This window comes from Bradyrhizobium ontarionense (genome assembly GCF_021088345.1).
Taxonomy (GTDB): Bacteria; Pseudomonadota; Alphaproteobacteria; order Rhizobiales; family Xanthobacteraceae; genus Bradyrhizobium; species Bradyrhizobium ontarionense.
The window spans coordinates 1153795-1175634 of record NZ_CP088156.1 but is presented as its reverse complement, the minus strand read 5'-3'; the positions used below and the strand labels follow the sequence as shown (position 1 = coordinate 1175634).

The 21840-nt window shown below is 64.2% G+C and carries 18 protein-coding genes, 1 tRNA gene and 1 pseudogene; 5 read left to right on the top strand and 15 right to left on the bottom strand.

The genetic code is table 11. The features are described 5' to 3' along the window. Entirely contained in the window at positions 1-921 is a 921-nt protein-coding gene (locus tag LQG66_RS05270) for a septal ring lytic transglycosylase RlpA family protein (RefSeq protein ID WP_231324177.1), read from the bottom strand. Between the two features lie 940 nt (positions 922-1861). Between LQG66_RS05270 and LQG66_RS05265 the strand changes: the two genes are divergently transcribed. Then, positions 1862-1951, top strand: a tRNA-Ser gene (locus tag LQG66_RS05265). 391 nt (positions 1952-2342) lie between these two features. On the opposite strand, the gene LQG66_RS05260 is transcribed toward LQG66_RS05265, so the two are convergent. The 6 genes from LQG66_RS05260 to LQG66_RS05235 all read right to left on the bottom strand — a co-directional run bounded on the left by LQG66_RS05260 (position 2343) and on the right by LQG66_RS05235 (position 9314). Then, positions 2343-3719 carry an FGGY-family carbohydrate kinase gene (locus LQG66_RS05260; RefSeq protein ID WP_256460632.1) on the bottom strand — a complete coding sequence of 459 codons (1377 nt, stop codon included), beginning with the start codon at positions 3717-3719 and terminating at the stop codon, positions 2343-2345. 76 nt (positions 3720-3795) lie between these two features. Continuing rightward, the gene (locus LQG66_RS05255) at positions 3796-4902 is read right to left on the bottom strand and encodes an autoinducer 2 ABC transporter substrate-binding protein (protein WP_425601327.1); all 1107 of its coding nucleotides are present in this window, start codon (positions 4900-4902) and stop codon (positions 3796-3798) included. Positions 4903-4976: 74 nt separating this feature from the next. Beyond that, positions 4977-5957 (bottom strand): ABC transporter permease, encoded by a 981-nt coding sequence (locus tag LQG66_RS05250; RefSeq protein ID WP_231324127.1) that lies wholly within the window; start codon positions 5955-5957, stop codon positions 4977-4979. Positions 5958-5962: 5 nt separating this feature from the next. After that, positions 5963-6952: an ABC transporter permease gene (locus LQG66_RS05245; RefSeq protein WP_231324125.1), complete on the bottom strand. Its 990-nt coding sequence runs from the start codon at positions 6950-6952 to the stop codon at positions 5963-5965. Next, complete coding sequence (locus LQG66_RS05240) at positions 6949-8505, bottom strand: sugar ABC transporter ATP-binding protein (RefSeq protein ID WP_231324123.1); 1557 nt, start codon at positions 8503-8505, stop codon at positions 6949-6951. Before LQG66_RS05240 ends, LQG66_RS05245 begins: the two co-directional genes overlap by 4 nt. Further along, positions 8502-9314 carry a DeoR/GlpR family DNA-binding transcription regulator gene (locus tag LQG66_RS05235; RefSeq protein WP_231324121.1) on the bottom strand — a complete coding sequence of 271 codons (813 nt, stop codon included), beginning with the start codon at positions 9312-9314 and terminating at the stop codon, positions 8502-8504. The genes LQG66_RS05240 and LQG66_RS05235 overlap by 4 nt, the downstream gene beginning before the upstream one ends. Before the next feature lie 181 nt (positions 9315-9495). On the opposite strand from LQG66_RS05235, the gene LQG66_RS05230 reads away from it, so the two are divergent. Further along, positions 9496-11592 carry a bifunctional rhamnulose-1-phosphate aldolase/short-chain dehydrogenase gene (locus tag LQG66_RS05230; protein WP_231324119.1) on the top strand — a complete coding sequence of 699 codons (2097 nt, stop codon included), beginning with the start codon at positions 9496-9498 and terminating at the stop codon, positions 11590-11592. 24 nt (positions 11593-11616) lie between these two features. Then, positions 11617-12912, top strand: coding sequence for an L-rhamnose catabolism isomerase (gene rhaI, locus LQG66_RS05225; protein WP_231324117.1), 1296 nt, complete (start codon positions 11617-11619; stop codon positions 12910-12912). Between the two features lie 90 nt (positions 12913-13002). Here rhaI and LQG66_RS05220 read toward each other — a convergent pair whose 3' ends face one another. From LQG66_RS05220 to LQG66_RS05205, 5 genes and pseudogenes are all read right to left on the bottom strand, one after another. Next, complete coding sequence (locus LQG66_RS05220; protein ID WP_231324115.1) at positions 13003-13725, bottom strand: FecR family protein; 723 nt, start codon at positions 13723-13725, stop codon at positions 13003-13005. Positions 13726-13818: 93 nt separating this feature from the next. Then, positions 13819-13923, bottom strand: a pseudogene (locus tag LQG66_RS37385) (FecR/PupR family sigma factor regulator); the annotation flags it as partial. Beyond that, on the bottom strand, positions 13907-14326 hold the full coding sequence (exbD, locus tag LQG66_RS05215; protein ID WP_231324114.1) for a TonB system transport protein ExbD: 420 nt from the start codon (positions 14324-14326) through the stop codon (positions 13907-13909). The gene exbD and the pseudogene LQG66_RS37385, both read right to left, overlap by 17 nt. 4 nt (positions 14327-14330) lie before the next feature. Next, positions 14331-15317 (bottom strand): tonB-system energizer ExbB, encoded by a 987-nt coding sequence (exbB, locus tag LQG66_RS05210; protein WP_231324112.1) that lies wholly within the window; start codon positions 15315-15317, stop codon positions 14331-14333. 427 nt (positions 15318-15744) lie between these two features. Beyond that, complete coding sequence (locus LQG66_RS05205) at positions 15745-16407, bottom strand: TetR/AcrR family transcriptional regulator (RefSeq protein WP_231324110.1); 663 nt, start codon at positions 16405-16407, stop codon at positions 15745-15747. A gap of 113 nt (positions 16408-16520) precedes the next feature. Here LQG66_RS05205 and LQG66_RS37380 point away from each other — a divergent pair, with 113 nt between their 5' ends. Continuing rightward, a complete protein-coding gene (locus tag LQG66_RS37380) occupies positions 16521-16967 on the top strand; it encodes a DUF6130 family protein (RefSeq protein WP_425601290.1) in 447 nt (148 codons plus the stop codon). Between the two features lie 110 nt (positions 16968-17077). Here the strand turns inward: LQG66_RS37380 and LQG66_RS05195 are convergent, their stop codons facing one another. Genes LQG66_RS05195 through LQG66_RS05185 form a run of 3 tightly spaced genes read right to left on the bottom strand, consistent with a single transcriptional unit; the run spans position 17078 to position 21041 of the window. Beyond that, entirely contained in the window at positions 17078-17509 is a 432-nt protein-coding gene (locus LQG66_RS05195; RefSeq protein WP_231324106.1) for a RidA family protein, read from the bottom strand. A gap of 9 nt (positions 17510-17518) precedes the next feature. Next, entirely contained in the window at positions 17519-18706 is a 1188-nt protein-coding gene (locus tag LQG66_RS05190; RefSeq protein ID WP_231324104.1) for an acyl-CoA dehydrogenase family protein, read from the bottom strand. Between the two features lie 16 nt (positions 18707-18722). Further along, the gene (locus tag LQG66_RS05185; protein ID WP_231324102.1) at positions 18723-21041 is read right to left on the bottom strand and encodes a bifunctional salicylyl-CoA 5-hydroxylase/oxidoreductase; all 2319 of its coding nucleotides are present in this window, start codon (positions 21039-21041) and stop codon (positions 18723-18725) included. A 290-nt stretch (positions 21042-21331) separates the two neighbouring features. Between LQG66_RS05185 and LQG66_RS05180 the strand changes: the two genes are divergently transcribed. Beyond that, positions 21332-21838 (top strand): MarR family winged helix-turn-helix transcriptional regulator, encoded by a 507-nt coding sequence (locus LQG66_RS05180; protein WP_231324100.1) that lies wholly within the window; start codon positions 21332-21334, stop codon positions 21836-21838. The last annotated feature ends 2 nt before the right edge of the window (positions 21839-21840 follow it).

Sequence of the window (21840 nt, the reverse complement as noted above, 5' to 3'; positions counted from 1 at the left end):
TCAGTACAGGCCGCGGCCGCTCATTATGTCGCGGGCTTCGTCGGCGCCGTCGGAGGCCTCTGCCCTGCCCTGCGAGACATAGCGGCCGTCCTGGTCATAGGACACGGCGCGCGCATTATCGAGGCTGCGCCCCCTCGTCCTACTAGAGGCCGACATTTCCGACGTCGCAGTGATCGAGGCCATGTCGGCCGAGGTGTTGCCGAGCGTATAGGGGCGGCCTTCCGGCAGCGGGATGTCGCCGCGAATCGGCCGGCCGGTGCCGACCTCGGGCACGAACGGCTTGGCCGAGGCGACGCGCACCAGGGACGGTGCCGGGGCCGGGATGCCGGTCCGCAGCGTAGCCATCAGTTGGACGTCGTCGGAGCCCTCCAGCGGGGCCCGGCCGACATATTCGACACGCACCTTGGCAATGCCACTGCCCTTGAACTCGAGCAGATCTGCGGCCTTGTTGGAGACGTCGATCAGCCGGTTGCCGTGGTAAGGGCCACGATCATTGATGCGGACGATGAGCGATTTGCCGTTGGCGAGATTGGTGACGCGGGCGTAGCTCGGCAGCGGCAGGGTCGGATGCGCGGCCGTCAGCGACGCCATGTCGAAGACCTCGCCATTGGCCGTCAGGCGGCCGTGGAAATCGTCGCCATACCAGGACGCCATGCCCTCGGCGCGATAGTTCGTATCCTCTTCCGGGACGTAGACCTTGCCGGCGACGGTATAGGGCTTGCCGATGCGGTACACGCCGCCGCCCTTCGGCACCGGCTCGCCGAAACCCACGACGCGCGGACTGGACGACACGCCGTATTTCGGATCGACCTTGCTGGCGAACTTGTTCGACGAGGCGCAATTGGCGACCATCAGGCAGGCGAGGACGGCAACGGCGCTGCGCACCGCTCTCTCGACCGGATCTGTTTGACGAATCCCCATCGCCCCCAAGTACCACTGTGCCGGTGACCGCCCGAGCCGTACGATCACGCTTCGAGCTGTCCCGGCCTATCCCCGAGTCGCATCCCCGCAACTCAACGCACAAGAATAACGCAACCCGAACACGGCGGAAATGGGGTGGGCGGCGCCGTGGTTAACCGGAGCTTTCCAGTACCGTCTGTCGGTTGTCCGCCGGTAGGAGAATCTCTCGATGCGAGCATGAATCGTCCGTTCTGATGTTTCGAGTGCACCCTTTTGGACACATATGTTGCGCGAAATCCTCACTTACACGGGTTCTCATTTTCCGGGACATGAATCATTTTGACTGTGCGGGGTTGCACGTCGTTTCCTTCTCGCGGGGCGCAACAGGGTGTGTTCGCTATGATCGAAGCAATGACGGCAGTGATGGGCTTGGTTGGCGCCGGGATCTTCCTTGCTCATGCGTTCGAGGGTGTTCGCTCGCGAGCCTGAGATTCGGCAGGCTCGCCAGCCGAGCCTGGTTTGCTTCAAGCAAGACTTGTTCAGGCAAGACGACTTGAAGCTCCACTTTTGCGAGCAGGCTGTTTTCGAACGACCGAACGGGTTCGGACAGGCGACGAAGCGCAGGAGATGGTCGATGCAACATCAAGACATGCTTTCGGGCGGATTCCTCGCCCTGGCAGCGGTGAGCACGGCAGTTCTGTGCTCGGGCCTGATTGCACTGGCTTTCGGGTGAGATGAGGCCGGGACGGCCCGCTGGGGCCAACTCCCGATAAGGTGGTCCCTTGTCGACACGCGATGTCGGCGGGGCTCTGGGTTCAAACAGATTGATTCGTGACGAATAAGCCCGGCGCCCGCGTGCAGCGCCGTTGACGAGCCGCAAGCTAGCACCCTAAACAGTTGTGGCGACGATGCCGCGCAGCGATGGCGTGGCATTGCCGCTGTTTCCGGAGCAATGCCGGATGGAAGGGTGGCCGAGTGGTTTAAGGCACCGGTCTTGAAAACCGGCGTGCCCGCAAGGGTACCGTGGGTTCGAATCCCACCCCTTCCGCCACTATATTGTTCTCCGTTGCCGCGCCGCCGACAGCAGACGTTCATTGCCCTTGGCTCATGGCCGCTCGGTCGAGAAGCCGACGTCCGGCTTTGGTCGGTCAGCGCCGAGGGCATCGGGCTCCGACGGTGACCCACCGCAATTGACGTCGGCGTTGAAAACCGGAGCCACACCGATAGTGAGTAGCTGCCAACCAAAGCAGACTGTTGGTTGGTGCCCACAAGACGGCGAGTTGCTCGGCACGGCACCGCGCGCAGCCGGTAGTCGGCGATGCGGCGCACTGGATGCCGGCCGGCGTATCCGGCCACGGCGCTGGCCTGCGCGCCAACGAGGTCGTCTCGCTCAAGATCTCTGATACCCGACAGCAAGCGCATGATGATCGCGTCGAGCAGGCTTACGGCTGCTCACGATCGGACAAGGCTCGGGCCCATGCCTGTCGATAGGCATGCAGACCTTCGACCGCTCGCGGTTGCACGGCGGTCAATGGCGGCGCTTGACACGGAGTCCGCCACGTCGCGAGCATAGCCGCGCCTCGCGCGGTCCCCGCAGCATCGGTGCTCACAAAAACCGGCTGGGTCGGGCGCAACGCGGCGATTAGCATTCCGTAGCAGGGGTCGGCGGCGAAACTGCCTTCAACGATGATGTCGCCGCTGACAACGCCGAGGCGCGTCAGCATCACGTCGCTCATCAGGGCAACATAAAGCGTCGCCAAAGCCGCCCGGTCGACGGACGCGACGTCGCCGAGAATTTCACCGCTATAGCGCGCGAACGGGCCACCTCCGCCCTGCCCGGCAAAGCTCGGCAGCGCCATTGCGCCCGACGCGATCACGCGCGCCAGCGAAGCCGGATCCGGATTGCCCTGCGCGCCGGCGAGTGCAGCATATTCACGCCCGCCCATGAAACGTCCGGTGGGGACAGAACGTCCCTCGACGTCGACATTGACCAGCATGTCATCGGCTGGATCGAGATTGTCCGGGTTCAGGCCGGGTGCCATCAGGATCACCCAGGTGCCGGTCGACAGCAGCGTGAACGGTTGCCGGCGCGAACCCAGATGCGGCAGCAGCGAGGCGTTCGAGTCATGCACACCGCAAAGCACGTCGGTGTCATCGGCCAGTCCCGTCGCGGCGGCGATGTCGGGCTTGATCGGCGCGAGACGCCGATAGGCCGGATGCAGCGGCGGCATCAATCGACTCAGATCGAGGGCCGAGACCACGCTGGAAAACCGGCCGTGCAACGGCTCCCACAGGTCGGAATGTGCGCCGATCGACGTCACCTCGGCCGCCGCGACACCCGACAACCGCCACGCCCAATATTGCGGATAGGCGAGAAGATATTTTGCCCGCGCGAACGGCTCCGCAAAGTGCCGCCGCTGCCAGGCCAGTTGCCGGGCGATGTTCTGCCCGGCGGGCAAAGCCGGCGAGAACGTTTGCGAGAATGGCGGCCGCAGGGGCGCGTAAAGCGGTTCGATCTCCTCCACCCCGGCAAATTCGTAGTCCATCACCGGCAGCACCAGGCCGTCCTCGTCGATCAACGCCGCCGCGCAGCCATGAGTGGTCGGAACGATGGCCGCGATCGGGCTGACTTCGTTGGCATCGGCCAGCGCGCCCAGCAGAAACCTCCAGATCTGCTCGACATCCGCATGCGCATAGGGCGGTCCGGGCACCACGCGGTTGGACATGGCGCGCTCCCACACGAGCGCGCCATCAGAGCTGAAGGTCGCCGCCTTCACGTTGGTCTTGCCGATGTCGAGGACCGCGGTGACGCCACTCATGCTGCCCGCCCCCGTATCTGCTGCAAACGCATGGCCACGCCGGCCTCCCGTTACGAGAGACCGGCGCGGGGTGCGATCAGAAATCGAAGTCCTTGATGTTGTCCTTGGTGAAGATGAACGGCGATCCCAACAGGATTTCGCTGCCATTGATGACGTTGAGCTTGCCGAGCTTGCCGGCCTCGACCGAGGTTGCGCCGGGCTTGAGCTTGCCGTCGACGACGGCACGCATCACATAGGTCGCAGCGTAGCCGAGATCGACCGGATTCCACAGCACGACCGACTTGACGCAGCCTGCGTTGACGTAGGGCTTCATTGCATTCGGCGTGGCCAGGCCGACGACGGCGACCTTGCCGCACAGACCCGCCTTGGTGACGGCCTCGGCCGAAGCAGGCGTCGCGACCGAGGTCATGCCGAACAGGCCCGCCAGCCTGTCACCATGTTTGTTGATCAGCGTGGTGGCCTGGTTGAACGACAGCACGTTGTCCTCCTGGGCCTCCACCGTCTCCAACCACTTCAGCTTGGGATGGCATTTGGCGGCGTAGACTGACATTTCAGCGATCCATCGCGCCTGATTGGGCGTGGTGAAGGTGCTGGTGACGATGGCAAATCCCTTATCCTCGCCAGCTTCCTTGGCCATCGCGTCGATCATGGCCTTGGCAATGCCGTTGAACTCGGCCTGGTTGACGAACCACTCGCGCGCGTCGGGCTGCGCATTGGCATCGTAGCCGACCACGTGAATGCCCTTCGACAACGCCTTCTTGAGAACTGGGGCGATCGCAACCGGATCGTTGGCGGCGAACAGGACGCCGTCGACCCCACGTGTGATGGTGTTGTCGATGAACTTGATCTGCTCGTCGATCTTGGCCTCGGTCGGTCCGTCGGTGGTCACCTTGACGTTGCCGATCTCCTTGGCAGCCTCCTGCATGCCCTTGGTGGTGGCATTGAAGTAGCCGATGCCGATCAGCTTGGGCACGTCGACCAGGGTGATCGGCTTGCCGGCCTTGTCGGCTGCGCCGGTGACCTTGCCGCCGTCATAAGGCTTGGCGGCAGCCGCGGCGGGCGGACTGGCATCGCAGGACAGCGGGTTGGTCGGAAGATCGTCGGCTCCATCCCATTTGTCCGCCGCAAAAGCGGAGCCGCTCGCCATCGCCGCGCCGAGGATCAGCAGCGCGGCCGTCTTCATCCTACGATGTTTGATGGTCGTCTTCATGATGACTTCCTCCCCTACATACCGCTTGGTTGCGGCCTATCACCCCATCAGCTCGCGACCTCGCGGCGTCCATGGAGAGAGCTTGCGATCAGCGTGGATGCGATCAGGACCGCACCGATGACGATGATGGTGGCGTCACCCTTGACCCCGGTCAGCGCCAGCCCGTTCTTCAACAGCTGGATCATGACCAGGCCGATGACGGTTCCCCAGATCGTCCCAACCCCGCCGAAAATGCTGGTGCCGCCAAGAACCACCGCGGCGATGACGTCGAGCTCGTAGCCGGTTCCCATGTCCGAGCGCGTCGTGGTCACGCGCGACACCAGCACCCAGGCCGATACCCCCGCAGCCAAGCCGGACAGCGTGTAGACAATGAGCTTCACCCGATCGACCGGCAGTCCGGAAAACCGGGCAGCGGTCTCGTTGTTGCCGATGGCATAGAGCGTGCGGCCGAAGGTGGTGCGGTCCAGGACGATGCCGGCGGCAACGATCCCGGCCAATAGAATCCAGAGCTGCACCGGAACGCCCAGCCATTCGCCCTGCCCCGTGAAGAAGAACCATTCGGGATAGTTGCGAACCGAGCGGGCCTGACTGATGCCTTCGGCCAGTCCCCGATAGAGCGCAAGAGTTGCGATGGTCATGATCAGCGGCGGCACCCGAACGCGGGTGATCATCAATCCGTTGACGAACCCGGCCACACCTCCGACGCCGATGGCGAAGACGATGGCCAGCGGCAACGGAAAGCCCAGGTTCTTCCACGAATAGCCAAGGATGATCGCACAGAGTCCGACAATCGACCCGACCGACAGGTCGATGCCGCCGGTGATGATGATGAACGTCATCGGCAGCGCGAGCAGGCCGACCTCGGTCATCAGGCGGCCCTGGTTCAGGAGATTGTCGACCGTCAGGAAGTTCTCGTTGAATACGCAGAGGATCGCCAGCGCGACGGCGAGAATCCCCGCCAGCAACGTCTCGTGGCGAACGAGCCAACGCGGGGCGGCAGATCGGATCTCGGGTGCGAGCACCGCCATCGCGACTATCCTCCCACTTGACGGCGCCGGCGCCGCAGGATGTCGGCAACGACCGTGACGAGGATCAAGCCGCCTTGCACAGCGTGAATCCAGTATGGCGACACATTGATGAAGATCAGCGCGCTGGCGATCTCGGCAATCAGGATCGTGGCCAGTGTCGATCCGACCACGGTGCCGACACCGCCCAATATGCTGACGCCGCCAACCACCGCAGCGGTGATCACCGTCAACTCCAGATTGGGCGGCACGGTCGACTGGATGACCTTGAGCTGGGTCGCGAACAACAGCGCCGCGATCCCGGCGAACAGCCCGTGCAGCGCGAACACCACGAGGACGGTGCGTCGCGGCGATACGCCGCACAGCCGCGCGGCTTCGGCATTGCCGCCGGTGGCATAGATCGCGCGTCCGGTCGCCGAGTAGCGCATCCACAGCGCGGCCAGGATCGTCGCCGTGACCATGATCAGCACCGGCATCGGCAAAATCCCGAACAACCGGATATCGGCCAGATGGAACGCCTGCGGCAGGTCGGTGATCCACCGACCGCCGGTGACGCTGATTAGTCCACCCTTGAGAATAGACAGCATCCCGAGCGTCACGACGATCGACGGAATTCCCAGATAGGCAATGACAGCGCCTTGCAGGGTCATGACGAGAGCGCCGACCACCAGGGGCGTGAGCCAGACCAGAATCATCGGCGCCCCGGCGACGGCCAGCGATCCGCTGATCGTGGCGAGAACACCGATGAGGGAGCCGACCGAAATATCGATGTTGCCGGATACGATCACCAAGGACATGCCGACCGCCGCCACGGCGATGTAGGCGTTGCCAAGCACGATGTCAGTGAGGTTCCGCGCCGCTAGAAAGCGCGGATTATAGAGGCCGACGACCACCGCGATGAGAATGATTGCGAACGCCAGGAGCGCCTCCTGCGAGGCAAGCCAGCGGAGCGCGCGGCCTTCCCCGGATCGCGCCGCCGAAATCGCGAGGGTGCTCATGCCGCCCTCCCCGCGTCAGCGCCATGGCTTCCCATCATAGCCGCACCAACGGCCTCGGGTGTGGCTTGCACGCGCGCAAATTCAGCGACCAGCCGGCCCTCGCGCATCACCAGCACGCGGTCGCTCATGCCGAGCACCTCCGGTAGTTCGCTGGAGATCATCAGGATGGCGAGGCCCTGAGCGGCGAGCTGACACATCAAGCGGTGGATTTCCGCCTTGGCGCCGACATCGATGCCGCGGGTGGGCTCATCGAGTACGAGCACTTTCGGCTCGTTGGCGAGCCACTTCCCGAGTACGATCTTCTGCTGATTGCCTCCGGACAACCGGCCAACCACCTGCTCGATCGAACCTGCTCTGACGCGAAAGCGGTTGACGCCTGCCTCGGCCATGCGCGTTTCCGCGGTGGAATCGATGAACCCGAAACGCGCCACTCTGCCGAGACTGGCGAGAGAAAGATTCTCGCGCACGGTCATCGGACGGACCAGCCCCTGGGTGGCGCGATCTTCAGGGACATAGGCAATGCCGAGCGCCCGTGCCGCGCCGGGCGATCGGATCTGCACCGGCTGGCCGGAGATCAGGATCTGGCCGGACTCCGCCGGTGTCGCGCCAAAGATCGTCTGCGCCAGTTCGCTCCGCCCGGAGCCGACCAGGCCGGCAAGGCCGACGATCTCCCCGGCTCGCACAGTGAGGCTGATGCCTTTGGTCAGAGGACGCCGCACCAGATCCCGCACCTCCAGCACCGGCATGCCGATCGGCACGTCGACCTTGGGAAACAGGCTCTCGATCTGCCGACCGACCATCATCTGGACCAGTTCCGCCGATGAGGTCTCCGCGACCTTGCGGGTGCCGACATGGGCGCCATCACGCAGCACCGTCACACGATCGGCGAGCTGGAATATCTCGTCCATGCGGTGGCTGATATAGATGATGCCGGCGCCCCGTGATTTTAGCCGCCGCACCAGATCGAACAGCCGCGTCACGTCGTATTCGGTCAACGCAGCGGTCGGCTCGTCCATGATCAACAGCCGCGCATCCTGCGACAACGCGCGCAGGATCTCGACGCGCTGGCGATTGCCGACGCTGAGCGAGCCGACGATCCGCCTCGGTGCGAGGTCGGTAATCTCGAGCGAGGCCAGCAGCGCCTCGGTCTTAGCCGTCATCGCCTTCCAGTCCAGCCATCCGCCACGGCTGCGCGGCGCGTGACCCATGAAGACGTTTTCGGCGACCGACAGATCGCGAAACAACAGCAATTCCTGATAGATCGTCGCGATGCCGGCGCGGCGTGCGTCATCGGGAGACGAGAAGCGAAGCGGCTGGCCGTCGACGTGAATGGTGCCCGCCCCCGGCTGATAGACACCGGAGATGATCTTGATCAGGGTGGATTTGCCGGCGCCATTCTCGCCCAGCAGCGCATGAACCTCACCCGGCGCGACCTCGAACGAGACGTTGGACAACGCGCGGACCCCGGGGAAGGATTTTTCGATGCCCGAGACCGCCAACAGCGGCGGCGCTGGGGCCCCCACTCGGAGAACTGTGCTACCTGCCTCGCTCATGCGGCCACCACCTCATCAGGTGTTTCGGTCGCAACCATCACCTCGACACCGGCATCGCGAAGCATGTCGAGCGCGTGCTTCGGCGCTTCTCCGTCGGTGATAACAGTCGATATCCGCGACAGCGGACAGACCACCAGGCTGCCGCGCGGCGTGAATTTGGAGCTGTCCGCCAGCACAACCAGCTTTTCGGCGCGCTTGATCAGCTTGGTCTCGGCGCGGGCGATCAGGGGATCGCCTTCGATGACGCCGAGCGGACCGATCGAGATCGCGCTCATGAACATGCGCGAGGCCGAATAATGCTGAATCGCGTCTTCCTCGAACGGCGAAACAATCAGCTTCTGTTCGCGATAGACCTCTCCACCGGGCAACGCCACCCGACAACTGGAATCGTGGATCAAGATCTCGGCGAGGGGATAGGAATTGGTGAGCACCTTGAGACGGCGCTCGCGCAGGAACTCGCCCATCTGGAACGTCGTGGTGCCACCATTGATGATGATGGCGTCACCGTCGCTGCACAGCGCCACCGCAGCGCGGGCGATTGCACGCTTGGCGGCAACGTTGAGCGTCTTGCTGATCTCGAAGGAGCGGGTCGCCAGTGCCGGCGCGTCGCCAGTCCCTGTTGTCGGACCAGGCATCGCCTCCAATCCGCCGCGCACCCGGATCGCCGCCCCCATCGCGGCGAGCCGCGCAAAATCGCGCCTTGCCGAAGCTTCGGAGGCGCCGGTGGCACGGCAGACATCGGCAATACGAACGAGCGGCTGCTGCTTCAGCATCGCCTTTATTAGTTGCCAGCGCTCGCGTTCGTGCACGGCCCTGTTTCCTCCCGAAGCCCATAGCTAGTCACGAAGTTTGGGAGTGGTCAACGCAAAACCTCCAGTTTCATGCATGATCAATCACGCTGCACAGCAACATCGCTCAAGCGGTGATTGACCATGATCGATTGCGATACTATCGTCTCACGCAACCAAAGAGATCAGGGGGGAGAGGTTCATGACCACGGCGACGGCCGAGCCGCTTCCCGATCTCTGGAACGATACTCACGCGGCGGAGCTGGATGAGCCGGGGTTGCTGCTCTACCGCTCTAACCTGCTTGGCAGTGATCTTCGCATCACGAATTTCGGCGGCGGCAATACCTCAGCCAAGATCACCATGACCGACCCTTTGACGCAGGAGCCGGTCACGGTGCTCTGGGTCAAAGGCTCCGGCGGCGACTTGGGATCGATGAAGCGCGATGGCTTCTCCACGCTCTATCTCGACAAGCTGTTAGGTCTCAGACAGCTCTATCGCGGAATCGCCCATGAAGACGAGATGGTGGCGCTGTTCAATCATTGCACCTTCAATCTCAACCCGCGAGCGACCTCGATCGATACGCCGCTGCACGGCTTCGTGCCACACCGTCATGTCGATCATGTTCATGCCGACGCTGTCATCGCCATCGCAGCCTGCGCTAACGCGGAGGAGTTGACCAAAGAAGTGTTCGGCGGCGCGATCGGCTTTCTGCCCTGGCAGCGGCCCGGCTTCGACCTCGGCCTGAAGCTCGGCGCTGTCGCGACGGAGCATCCCGAATATGTCGGCGTCGTGCTCGGCGGCCACGGGCTGTTCACCTGGGGCCCGACGTCGAAAGCGGCCTATCAAATGACACTGCGGATCATCCGGCAGGCGGCGGACTGGCTCGCGCAGCACGAAGAGCAGCCCGCCTTCGGCGGCCCACGCTACGATCCCGCCACGCCCGAAATGCGCCGCGCCGTCGCGGCGGCCCTGATGCCGCTGATCCGCGGCAAGATCTCGCGCGACGAGCGCAAGGTCGGGCATTTCACCGACGCGCCCGAGGTGCTGGAGTTCGTCAATTCACGCGCGCTGGATGAACTGGCGCCGCTTGGGACCTCTTGCCCCGATCATTTTCTGCGCACCAAAATTCGTCCCTTGGTGCTGCCTCATGCCGGCCAGAGCAACGACGTCGACAAGATCGCGAGCTCGTTGGACGCACTGCTCGAGGCCTATCGCGCCGACTACTCTGCCTATTATCAGCGCTGCAAGCGGCCGAACTCGCCCGCCATGCGCGATCCCAACGCGGTGATCTACCTGGTGCCGGGTATCGGCATGTTCTCCTTCGCGAAGGACAAGGCGACGGCGCGCATCGCCTCGGAGTTCTACATCAACGCCATCAATGTCATGCGTGGCGCGTCCGGCGTCAGCACTTATGTCGGCCTGCCGGAACAGGAGGCCTTCGATATCGAGTACTGGCTGCTCGAAGAGGCCAAGCTGCAGCGCATGCCGAAGCCGAAATCACTGGCCGGCAGAATCGCCTATATCACTGGCGGCGCCGGCGGGATTGGTAGCGCCACCGCATTCCGGCTGCTCGACGAAGGCGCCTGCGTGGTGCTGGCCGACATCGACCAGGACACGCTCCACGCTCGCGTCCAGTCGATCGTGCAACGCTTCGGCCGCGACAGCGCGGTCGGCATCATCCTGGACGTGACCGACGAGGCCAGCGTCGCCGCGAGCTTCGAGCGAGCCATTCTCGCCTACGGGGGCATCGACATCGTGGTCTCGAACGCCGGCATCGCCTCCGCCTCCCCGATCGAGGACACCAGTCTGGCGCTCTGGCAGAAGAACATGGATGTGCTCGCCACCGGCTATTTCCTGGTGGCCCGCGAGGCATTCCGGCTTATGCAGCGGCAGCAAAGCGGCGGCGCAATCGTGTTCGTCGCCTCCAAGAACGGCCTCGCCGCCTCGGCCGGCGCGTCCGCCTATTGCGCGGCCAAGGCGTCGGAAATCCACTTGGCGCGCTGTCTCGCACTCGAAGGCGCGCCGCACGGCATCCGCGTCAATACCGTCAACCCGGATGCGGTGCTGCGCGGCTCCAAGATCTGGGCCGGCGAGTGGCGCCGGCAACGCGCCGCCTCTAACAAGGTCGCGGAAGACGAGCTCGAAGAGGTCTATCGGCAGCGGTCGATGCTGAAGCTCGCGGTGTTGCCTGAGGATATCGCCGAGGGCGTCTATTTCTTTGCGAGCGATCTTTCGGCGAAGTCGACCGGCAACATCCTCAATGTCGACGCCGGCAATGCGCAGTCCTTCACGCGGTGAAATGCCGATCCTCGGGAGATGAACATGACCGGCTTCTTCATCAGCGAGGATCTTCTCCAGAGCGAGAATGCCGCACGAAGAAGCGTGCTCGACGAGGATTTTGCGGCGTTGTCGCGCGCGCTGGCGCGGCGCGGCATCGACAGTGAGACGCTCACACGCAGCGTCATGGCCTTTGGCGTCGCCATTCCGACCTGGGGCGTCGGCACTGGCGGCACCCGCTTTGCGCGCTTTCCCGGTCCCGGTGAGCCGCGCCATCTGTTCGACAAGCTCGAGGATTGCGCCACCATTCACCGCCTCTCCCGGGCAACGCCGACGCTGTCGCCGCATTTTCCCTGGGACACGACCAGCGACTACGCCGCCCTGCGCGACGTCGCCGCCGGCTACGGCCTCGCGTTCGATGCAGTGAATTCGAACACGTTTCAGGATCAGCCCAACCAGGCGCATTCTTACAAATTCGGTTCGCTCTCCCACGTCGACGGCGCCGTTCGCGCCCAGGCGATCGCGCACAACATCGACTGCATCACCATCGGGCGCCAGCTCGGCTCCGAGGCGCTCACCGTGTGGATCGCCGACGGCTCCAACTTCGCCGGCCAATCGAACCTGACCCAGGCGTTCGATCGCTATCTGGAGTCGATGGCCGAGATCTACGCAGCGCTCCCTGGGGATTGGCGGGTGTTTCTGGAGCACAAGCTGTACGAGCCGGCGTTCTACTCGACTGTCGTCTCCGATTGGGGAACCAGCCTCGCGGCCGCGCAGGAGCTCGGCCCGAAGGCGCAGTGCCTGGTCGACCTCGGCCACCACGCGCCCAACGTCAACATCGAGCAGATCGTCGCCCGCCTGATCCGCTTCGGCAAGCTCGGCGGATTCCACTTCAACGATTCGAAATATGGCGACGACGATCTCGACGCCGGCTCGATCGAGCCGTTTCGCCTGTTCCTGGTGTTCAACGAGCTGATCGACGCCGAGCTGCGCGGGGCAAAGAATTTTGCCCCCGCCTATATGCTCGACCAGTCGCACAACGTCACCGACCCGATCGAGAGCCTGCTGCAATCCGCAATCGAGTTGCAGCGCGCCTATGCCCAGGCGTTGATCGTTGACCGCGCTGGCCTGGCCGTGGCGCAGGCAGCAAACGACGCCCTCGGCGCCCATCTCGAACTCAAGCGCGCCTTTACCACCGACGTGTCGCCGATCCTGGCGATGGCGAGACTGCGGGCTGGCGGCGCCATCGCGCCGATCGAGACCTATCGCGCCTCGAACTATCGCAAGCACAAGACCAGCGAGCGGCCGCCGGTGGCCGGAACCTCGGCGGGGATCGTATGACAGAAGCAGGCCTGAGCTTTGGATGATGTCTCCGAGACCATTGTCGGGGGAGGCTTCACAATGGGTCTACCGTTGAACGGCGCGTCCTTCTCAGAACAGAACAACATAGCCGGGCAAGTGCATGACTCTCACGCCCTGGGACACCCGTAACGCATCCAACCAGGCATCGACATAGTCGAGATCGACGACCCCGCCGACGCGCCGCTTTCCGATCTCGCTCCCGAGCAGAATGACTCGGGCCGCGGAGGAGCGGTTCAATTCGTCCACGACCTCGTGCAGCGAACGATCTTCCAGGATCAGCCGGCCCGAGATCCAGGCAAGCTCATCGTTGACATTGGTCGGCTCGACCGGGCCCGTCCGATGCTTGCCGGAGCGAACCCGCTGGTTCGGCACTAAGACGACAGGCGCGGTGCGGCCAGTGACCTCGACCGAGCCGCGCTCGACCACGACCACGATCTCGTCGCTACCGTCGAGGCGAACCGAGAATGCGGTCCCGATATCGCGCACCGACCCGCCTTCCGTCTCAACCAGGAATGGCCGCTCTGCGTCATGGACCACATCGAAATAGGCCTCGCCACGCACCAGCCTTACCCGCCGCATCCCGACTTCATATTCGACGTCGATAGCGCTGTTGCTGCCTACCTGCACGCGACTTCCGTCCGGGAGCGACACCAACTCGCGCTGCCCCCGCATCGTGACATGGTCGTGCGGCAAGCCAATCATCGACCGCACGCCGACGCCGATCAACAACGCGATGGACGCCGCCAGCAGAGCGAACGACGTGACCCTCGATCGCGGTCGCGCGGCCGTCATAGGCCGGCTATCGAGCGCTGATAACGCGACGTGCGCGCGCCGTATTGGCATTGGAAAAACGTCGCCCAGTCCAACCCATAATTTTCGGGCCTCTTTGAAAGCCCGCTCATGCTCCGGGTTTTGGCTATGCCATGCTTCGAACGCGTTGCGTTCGGCAGCGCTCGCATCGCCCGACGACAGATCACTGAGACGTTGCAAGCCCGACCAACGCGACTTTCAAATAGCCGGCATCGCGCAGCCCGCTCATGACATCCATCAGCGCTCCGTAGTCGACCTTCTTGTCGGCGCGCAGAAACAGCCTTGTGGTCTTGTCACCCTTCGTCGCCATGTCGAGCGCCTGACCGACCCCTCCCGGCTTCACCGGGGTCTCTCCAATCGACAAGGTGTGATCGACCTGAACCGTGACGAACACCGGATCGGACTCCGCCGGTTGCGGCTGAGCCCTCGATACCGGCAGTTCGACCGGCACGTTGACCGTGGCGAGCGGTGCTGCCACCATGAAGATGATCAGCAGCACCAGCATGACGTCGATGAAGGGTGTCACGTTGATCTCGTGGTTGACCGCGAGATCATCATCGGCATCGCTTATCTTCATCGCCATCGGGCTACCCCGCAGCCGTTGCGCGGCGGTCGAGATCCCGACCGGCCATGCATAGAACGAGCGTCGCAGCGTCGCCGAACAGGCCACGATGGCCGGCGATGATGCGTGCAAAGGCGTTGTAGATGACACCAGCCGGGATCGCAGCGATCAGGCCGAACGCCGTGGCGAGCAGAGCTTCGGCGATGCCGGGCGCGACCACTATCAGGTTGGTGGTCTGCGCCTGCGAGATGCCGATGAAGCTCGCCATGATCCCCCATACCGTGCCGAACAGCCCAACGAACGGCGCGCTCGATCCGATGGTTGCGAGAATATTGGTGCCTATCAGCGCTCGTCGCGCGGCGGCCGCCTGCACCCGCTCCAGACGCGCCGCGATGCGGCCGCTGACATTGACATCCGGAAGACCGGCGGATTGCGTGAGTTCGAGATTGGCTTCCGACAGCAACGCATCGACGGTCCGGTCGCCGGTCCTGGTGACATCAGAGAGCGAGGTCGCCGCGGACAGCATCGCAAGCGCGCGACGCAGACTGCGGTTCGAAATGCTGAGCTCCAGCGCCTTTGCCAGCCAGACGGTCCAGGTGACGACGGAAGCCAGCAGAAGACCGATAATCACGCCCTTCACGACCGGCGCCGCTTCCAGGAACATTCCGACAAAGGTGAGGTCGTGGGGCAGCGTCGGCGCGGATGCCACAGGGTTCGACGATGGCGGCGCCGCAGGCGGGGTCTCGGCGCCGGCTGCGGCGGCTTTCGGAGCGGCCTCTGCTGCGCCGGAGGCCGCGCCCGGCTCCGTCGGTTCGAGGCCTGACGGTTTCGAGAGGGCAAGGGCGTTGGGCGCCGCGGGCTGTATGGCAGCCGGCGGCACGACCGGCGCGGGAGCGTCAGCAGCGCGTGCCGGAGCGGTCAAGGTGGTGGCGCTGCCGGCCTGTTGCGCGCAGGCCGCGAACGGCGCCACCGTCAGCAGCGGGATGCCAAAGCCCAGGAGCCAAGCCATCATCGGCAATATCGCCGTTCCGCGCTTGTTCGTCAGTCGCAGCGCCATTCGCATCGTCGAAGAGCCTCCATGATCGCGGCCAGCGGCCGACGAACCTGCCTGATGGTATCAGGCCGTAATATCGATCAGCGCCTGCTCGCTAGGTGCTGATGCGCGACCTCGCGCGCTCCGGCCGGCTGCGGCGGATCTCGGTGGCCGTTCGCGACCTGCGGGGGCAGCTGCGCGGGTGGCGACGGAAGTCGCAGGTGCCGGCGCCAAAGTCCGCGCCGCCGCGTAGGCTGACGCGGTGTCTGCCGGACAGCCTCTTCGCCGGCGGAGGCCGGCATCCGACATCTCCGAGGCATCAATCGCCAGCCCGCGGCGACCTCAAAAGGCCGTAGTCGAAACAGTGGCTTTGATGGCCAACACCGATCGGATTCGAATTAATCGCTCAGGCGGCGATCGAGGAGATGAACAGGTCGAACATTCCAATCACCTCCTCGAGTGGGTCTGCGCCTCGCAGCCCCCAACTTGGAAATTGACCATCAATGTACATCCGCGCAAGGCCATAGGCCAGCGCACGGCCCGCCACCGCGTGGCGAGCGGCATCGCTACTCCGGAGCAGTCCCTCCGTCTCAGCGTCACGCATCAGGCGGACCATGACGGCACGAATCTCGCCATTGCGATGGACCAGCGAAGAGCCTTCGAAGTCGATCGCGGTGCGTGTGGAAATGACCTGGAAATGCACCGGGTTGGTGATGGCCCAACGGAAGAAGCCGATCCCGATCGCCCGATATCGCATTAAGGAATTCTCGCCGTCCGCTGCGGCAAGCGCCTTGTCGATTTCCACGATCAACCGGTCCATCGCCTGTTCCGCCACTGCCGTCAGCAGCGCGGTCCGGCTCGGGAAATGGCGGAAAGGCGCCCCGGGCGATACTCCCACGATCTTGGCAACGTCGCGCACGCTCACCTGATCGAGGCCCTTGGTCTCGATCAACAGCACCGCTGCATCAAGAAGAGCCTGGCGCAGATTGCCATGATGATAGCCTGGGCGGGCTGCCGACTTCCTTGGCGATGAGTTGCGCGGGGCCATGATCCGAAGATTATAGCGCAATCAGCGAAGCTTGTAATCGCCGATTACATTTCTCTGGACAGCGGCTCTCGCTCAATGTAATCAGCGCTCACATCGGGGCGTATCCGTTCCCACAGAAGGCTTGGGTGAAACCTATGACATCGCGTGGTGCCTTTCTCTGTTTCGCCCTTGCTCTATCGATATTTGATCCGATCGGATGGTCTGGGGCCCTCGCTCAGGAGCATATGACACAGGCTGTGTCAGCGGCGCCGCAGCCCGCCGCGCACCTCGTTGTCAATCAGCCGCTCGCGGGTCCGCTCTCCGCCGGGCTGGTGATCATCACATTCCGAACCGAGAACCTGAAGATCGTGCCGGTCTACGGCGAGACTGCGAGTCAGGTCGTCCCACGGCTCGGCCACCTTCACATCACAGTCGATGACGGCCCGTGGCATTGGCTTCACGCCAGCGAAGAACCGATCATCCTCCAAGGTCTGCCGTCGGGACCTCACCGCGTGCTGATCGAACTTGCCGATGCGAGCCACAAGGTCCTCGACGCCGAAACCCGAACCTTCGAGATTCCACAGCGGCCCGCATCGCACTGAGACGGCCGTTCGCCGCATGCGCGCGCATCTGGCGCAGGCCTTCGTGTCTGCCCGAGCGCGGCCGCGCGGCGATCTCGTTTGTCTTGCGCTACAAGGCGCGCGCGCCCTCGTCAGCGTGGGACGACGGCGGTCGCTTCGATCTCGACACGCGCTGATGGCTCGACAAGACGCACGACCTGCACGAGCGCCATGCAGGGATAGTGGGTGCCGATCACCTCGCGATAGACTTTGCCGAGCGCCTTCAGATTCGAGACGTATTCATCCATGTCGACGACATACCAGGTCAGGCGCACGAGATGGCCCGGCCGCGCGCCACCTTCGGCCAGAATCGCCACGATGTTTTCGAGGGCCTGCCGGACCTGTGCGACAAATCCATCCGCAAACCGCCCGGCAACGTCCCAGCCGACGACACCACCCGTCACGACAAGGCTTCCTTCGGCCATGACGCCGTTCGCATACCCCTTCGGCTGCGGCCAGCCGCTGGGCTGAAGCACTTGCAGACCGCTGGTCGCGGCGGCCTCCGGCTTTCTCATCGTGCTCATGCGGAATTCTCAATCCTCTCTGCGCGGCTTCAGGAGCTCGCGCGCGACAATCAGTTTCTGGACCTCGGTCGCGCCCTCGTAGATGCGCAACGCCCGGATTTCGCGGTAGAGGCTTTCGACGATTTCACCCTTGCGCACGCCGCGGCCGCCGAACATCTGGACGGCGCGGTCGATGACGCGCTGCGCGGTCTCGGTGGCGGTCAGCTTCGCCATTGCGGCTTCGCGCGTCGTCGGAAGCCGCTGGACATCGCGGCGCCAGGCCGCACGGTAGGTCAGCAGCGCGGCAGCATCGGTGTCGGTCGCCATGTCGCCGAGCGCGGCCTGAGTCAGTTGGAGATCTCCCAGCGTCGCACCGAACATGTGCCTGCTGCGCGCGTGCGACAACGCCTCGTCGAGTGCCCGCCGAGCAAAACCGAGGGCAGCGGCCGCGACCGATGCGCGGAAAATATCCAGCGTCTGCATCGCGAGCTTGAACCCGCCGCCGGGCGCGCCGAGGCGACGGCTGGTCGGGATCCGGCAATTGGTAAAGCGCAACGTCGCCAGCGGATGCGGCGCGATGACATCGATGCGCTCGGCGATGCCGAAGCCGGGATCATCCGGAAAGACCACAAAGGCCGAGATGCCGCGCGCGCCCGGCGCCTCGCCTGTTCGCGCAAACAGCGTGTAGACGTCGGCAATGCCGCCGTTCGAGATCCAGGTTTTCTCGCCATCGATGACGTAGTCGTTGCCGTCGGCGCGCGCCGTGCAGGACATGGCCGCGACGTCCGATCCCGCCTCCTTCTCAGACAGCGCGAAGGCCGCAAGCCATTCGCCGGAGCGAACCTTGGGCAGCACGGCCTTGCGCAGCTCGGCCGAACCGCCGAGCGCGATCGCGCCCGAGCCGAGCCCCTGCATGGCGAAGGCGAAATCGGCGAGGCCATCGGCATAGGCGAGCGACTCGCGCGACAGGCAGATCGAGCGGGAATCGATCGTCGTCGCATCTCCGTCGGGGGCCGCAACCGCGCAATCGAGCAACCCCGCCTCGCCCATCGCGCGGACGAGCCTGCGGCAAGCGCCGTCGACGTCGTCGTGATCGATCTTGTCGAAGGCCCCCGACCGCGCGAAGCGGTCGAGCGCCTCGGCGATCGCATGATGGCGCGGCTCGAAAAACGGCCAGTCGAGCCATTCGCGCCTGATCACCTTTGCCACGGAGCTCATCTGCCCCCTCCTCCGCTCACTGCGCGGCCGCAGCCGCGGCGCGCGCCAGATTGGTTTCGTATTGCCCCTTGGCGGACAGATACTGCTTCGGCCAACTGACCGCAGTGATTCCGATGCGCGCGGCTTCGTGCAGCGTCCAGGCCGGGTCGGCAAGATGCGGCCGCGCAATGGCGCAGAGGTCGGCGCGGCCGGCCGCGAGAATCGAGTTGGCGTGATCGGCCTCGGAGATCGCGCCGACTGCAATCGTCTCGATGCCGACCTCGTTGCGGATCAGGTCGGCGAACGGCGTCTGGAACAGGCGTCCATAGACCGGTCGCTCCTCCTTCCAGACCTGCCCCGAAGAACAATCGATCACGTCGGCCCCCGCCTCCTTGAACATCGCAGCGAAGATCGCCGCATCGGCCGGGGTGTTGCCGCCGTCGGTCCAGTCATGACAGGACAACCGCACCGACATCGGCCGATCGGACGGCCACACCGCGCGCATCGCCTCGAACACCTCCAGCGGAAAGCGCGCGCGGTTCTCGTGGCTGCCGCCGTATTCGTCCGTGCGCTTGTTGGTCAGCGGCGAGAGGAAGCTCGACAACAGATAACCGTGGGCGCAATGGAGTTCGAGCCACTCGACGCCGGCTGCTGCCGCACGGCGGGTGGCCGTGACGAAATCGTCGCGCACGCGGTCCATGTCGGCGCGGTCCATCGCCCGCGGCAACTGGCTGTGGGGCAGATAGGGCAGCGCCGACGCAGATATCAGCGGCCAATCCCCGGACTCCAGCGGTTGATCGATTCCCTCCCACGGAACCCGGGTCGCACCCTTTCGCCCGGCATGGCCGAGCTGAATTCCCACCTTGGCGTGTCCGACACTGTGAACGAGATCGACCAGGCGGCGCCATTGCGCCTGCTGCGCATCGTTCCAGAGCCCGAGGCAGCCCGGCGTGATCCGCGCATCCGGTGAGACGCAGGTCATCTCGGCAAAGATCAGCCCGGCGCCACCCATGGCGCGCGCGCCGAGATGGGCGACGTGGAAGTCGTTGATGAGCCCGTCCTGCGCCGAATACATCGCCATCGGCGAGACCATGATGCGGTTCGCAAGCGGAAGGCCGCGGACGCGATGCGGCGTCAGCATCGGTGGCGGCGCCCGCTCGCCATCCTTGACCGCAATGCCCGAACGCGCGGCGAACCAGCGTTCGAATCCTTCCAGCCAGGTGCGATCGCGCAGACGAAGGTTCTCGTGGCTGATGCGCTGAGAGCGCGTCAGCATCGAATAGAAGAATTGCGGCGGCTCGAGCCTGTCTGCATAGCGCCGACCAACCACCTCGAACCATTCCATGGCGTTGCGCGCAGCATTCTGGATGCGCGCCACGTCGACGCGGCGCACCTCTTCGTAAGCCTCCAGCACAGTCTCGATCTTGTCGCGATCGTGACCATGGCGATCGAACTGGTTGGTCAGCTCGATGGCGTCGTCGAGCGCGAGCTTGGTGCCCGAGCCGATCGCAAAATGCGCGGTGTGCGCAGCGTCTCCCATCAGCACGACATGAGACTTGCCGTTGAATACGCTCCATTTGCCGCAGATCAGGCGGCTGAAATTGAGCCAGGCCGAGCCGCGCAAATGGCGGGCGTTGGTCAGGAGCTTCGCGCCATCGAGCGTCTCGGCGAACATCTTTTCGCAAAATTCGATCGACGCCTGCTGATCGAGCTCGCCCAGCCCGTGGGCGTTGTAGGCCTCTTCCGTGGTCTCGACGATGAAGGTCGAGGTCTCCGCATCAAACTTGTAGATGTGCGCCTGGAACCAGCCGTGCTCTGTTCTTTGAAAATCGAACGTGAAGGCGTCGAACGCCTTCTTGGTGCCAAGCCAGATGTAGCGGTTCGGCCGGATCACCATGTCGGGCTGGAATTGCTCGGCATAGCGGGCACGGATCCTGGAATTGATGCCGTCGCAGGCGACGATCAGGTCGGCGTCGGGAAATTCGAGATCGGATTCGACCTCATGATCGAAGGCGAGCTCGACACCCAGCGCCTCGCAGCGCCTCTGGAGAATGTTGAGCAGATGCTTGCGCCCGATACCGATGAAGCCATGGCCGCTCGTGCGCTGGCGCGTCCCCTTGAACACCAATTCGATGTCGTCCCAGTGATTGAAGGCATCCTCAATCTCGGCAGCGCTCTCGGGATCGGCAACACGCATCGCCGACATCATGGCATCGGAGAACACGACGCCCCAGCCGAACGTATCGTAGGGTTTGTTGCGCTCGACGACCGTGATGACGTGCTCTGGATGTCGACGTTTCATCAGCAGGCCCAGATAGAGGCCGGCCGGGCCGCCGCCGATACAGACTATGCGCATGATCCCTCGCTTTCGCGCGTCGCGCCGTGTGCCGAGCTTTCACCCAAATTACTTTAAGCATAAAGTATTTCGTCGACGCATGCCTTGTCAAGGTGGTTCTGCCCGTCAGGGGGCGACGGGCTCAACTCCGCCGCGTCGATCTTGAGATACCGCGAAAATTGGACACATGTCGGAGCCGATTCCGAGCCCCTCGGGCTCAGTCTTGAATCTACTTTTGGTACGAACTATCTTGGCTGCGTTCACGAGAGCTGCATCAGCTTTCAAAAGGCCACGAAGCCCGGGAGATTCGATTGGCATTCGCGAAGGAGTCCACGCCTGTTTCAGCCAGGAATGCGATGGATCAGGAAGCCGAGTACAGGGCTCAAACGCGACTTTGGCTCCGGCTGCTCGCCTGCACGACCCTGATCGAAGGCGAGCTGCGGCGCCGGTTTCGCGAAGAGTTCGATTTCACGATGCCTCGCTTCGATGTTCTCGCTCAGCTCGACCGCGAACCGAGCGGGCTCGTGCTGGGAGAACTGCCCAAGCGCCTGATGGTCTCGGCCGGGAATCTCACGCCGATCGTGGACCGCCTGGTCGAGGACGGATACATCACCCGCACGCCGTCGAACCTCGACCGCCGCGTGCAGATCGTGTGCATGACGGCCGAAGGCCGCAAGACCTTCAGGCGAATGGCCAAGAGCCACGGCGCATGGCTTGCCGAGCTGCTGGCGGACTTCCCGGCGGATCGGTTCGACGGGTTGATCGGCGAGCTCGACGAGCTCAAGAGCGCCGTCCGGGACGCGCTGCAAAAACCCTGAAC

Bases quoted from the DNA above. Each gene is read 5' to 3' on its own strand.
- LQG66_RS37380 (WP_425601290.1), top strand. From the start codon at position 16,521: ATGACATCGCGTGGTGCCTTTCTCTGTTTCGCCCTTGCTCTATCGATA.
- LQG66_RS05260 (WP_256460632.1), bottom strand. From the start codon at position 3,719: ATGAGTGGCGTCACCGCGGTCCTCGACATCGGCAAGACCAACGTGAAG.
- LQG66_RS05195 (WP_231324106.1), bottom strand. From the start codon at position 17,509: ATGAGCACGATGAGAAAGCCGGAGGCCGCCGCGACCAGCGGTCTGCAA.
- LQG66_RS05255 (WP_425601327.1), bottom strand. From the start codon at position 4,902: ATGAAGACGGCCGCGCTGCTGATCCTCGGCGCGGCGATGGCGAGCGGC.
- exbB (WP_231324112.1), bottom strand. From the start codon at position 15,317: ATGATGGCTTGGCTCCTGGGCTTTGGCATCCCGCTGCTGACGGTGGCG.
- LQG66_RS05270 (WP_231324177.1), bottom strand. From the start codon at position 921: ATGGGGATTCGTCAAACAGATCCGGTCGAGAGAGCGGTGCGCAGCGCC.
- LQG66_RS05245 (WP_231324125.1), bottom strand. From the start codon at position 6,952: ATGAGCACCCTCGCGATTTCGGCGGCGCGATCCGGGGAAGGCCGCGCG.
- LQG66_RS05220 (WP_231324115.1), bottom strand. From the start codon at position 13,725: ATGACGGCCGCGCGACCGCGATCGAGGGTCACGTCGTTCGCTCTGCTG.
- LQG66_RS05230 (WP_231324119.1), top strand. From the start codon at position 9,496: ATGACCACGGCGACGGCCGAGCCGCTTCCCGATCTCTGGAACGATACT.
- LQG66_RS05185 (WP_231324102.1), bottom strand. From the start codon at position 21,041: ATGCGCATAGTCTGTATCGGCGGCGGCCCGGCCGGCCTCTATCTGGGC.
- LQG66_RS05240 (WP_231324123.1), bottom strand. From the start codon at position 8,505: ATGAGCGAGGCAGGTAGCACAGTTCTCCGAGTGGGGGCCCCAGCGCCG.
- exbD (WP_231324114.1), bottom strand. From the start codon at position 14,326: ATGGCGATGAAGATAAGCGATGCCGATGATGATCTCGCGGTCAACCAC.
- rhaI (WP_231324117.1), top strand. From the start codon at position 11,617: ATGACCGGCTTCTTCATCAGCGAGGATCTTCTCCAGAGCGAGAATGCC.
- LQG66_RS05190 (WP_231324104.1), bottom strand. From the start codon at position 18,706: ATGAGCTCCGTGGCAAAGGTGATCAGGCGCGAATGGCTCGACTGGCCG.
- LQG66_RS05250 (WP_231324127.1), bottom strand. From the start codon at position 5,957: ATGGCGGTGCTCGCACCCGAGATCCGATCTGCCGCCCCGCGTTGGCTC.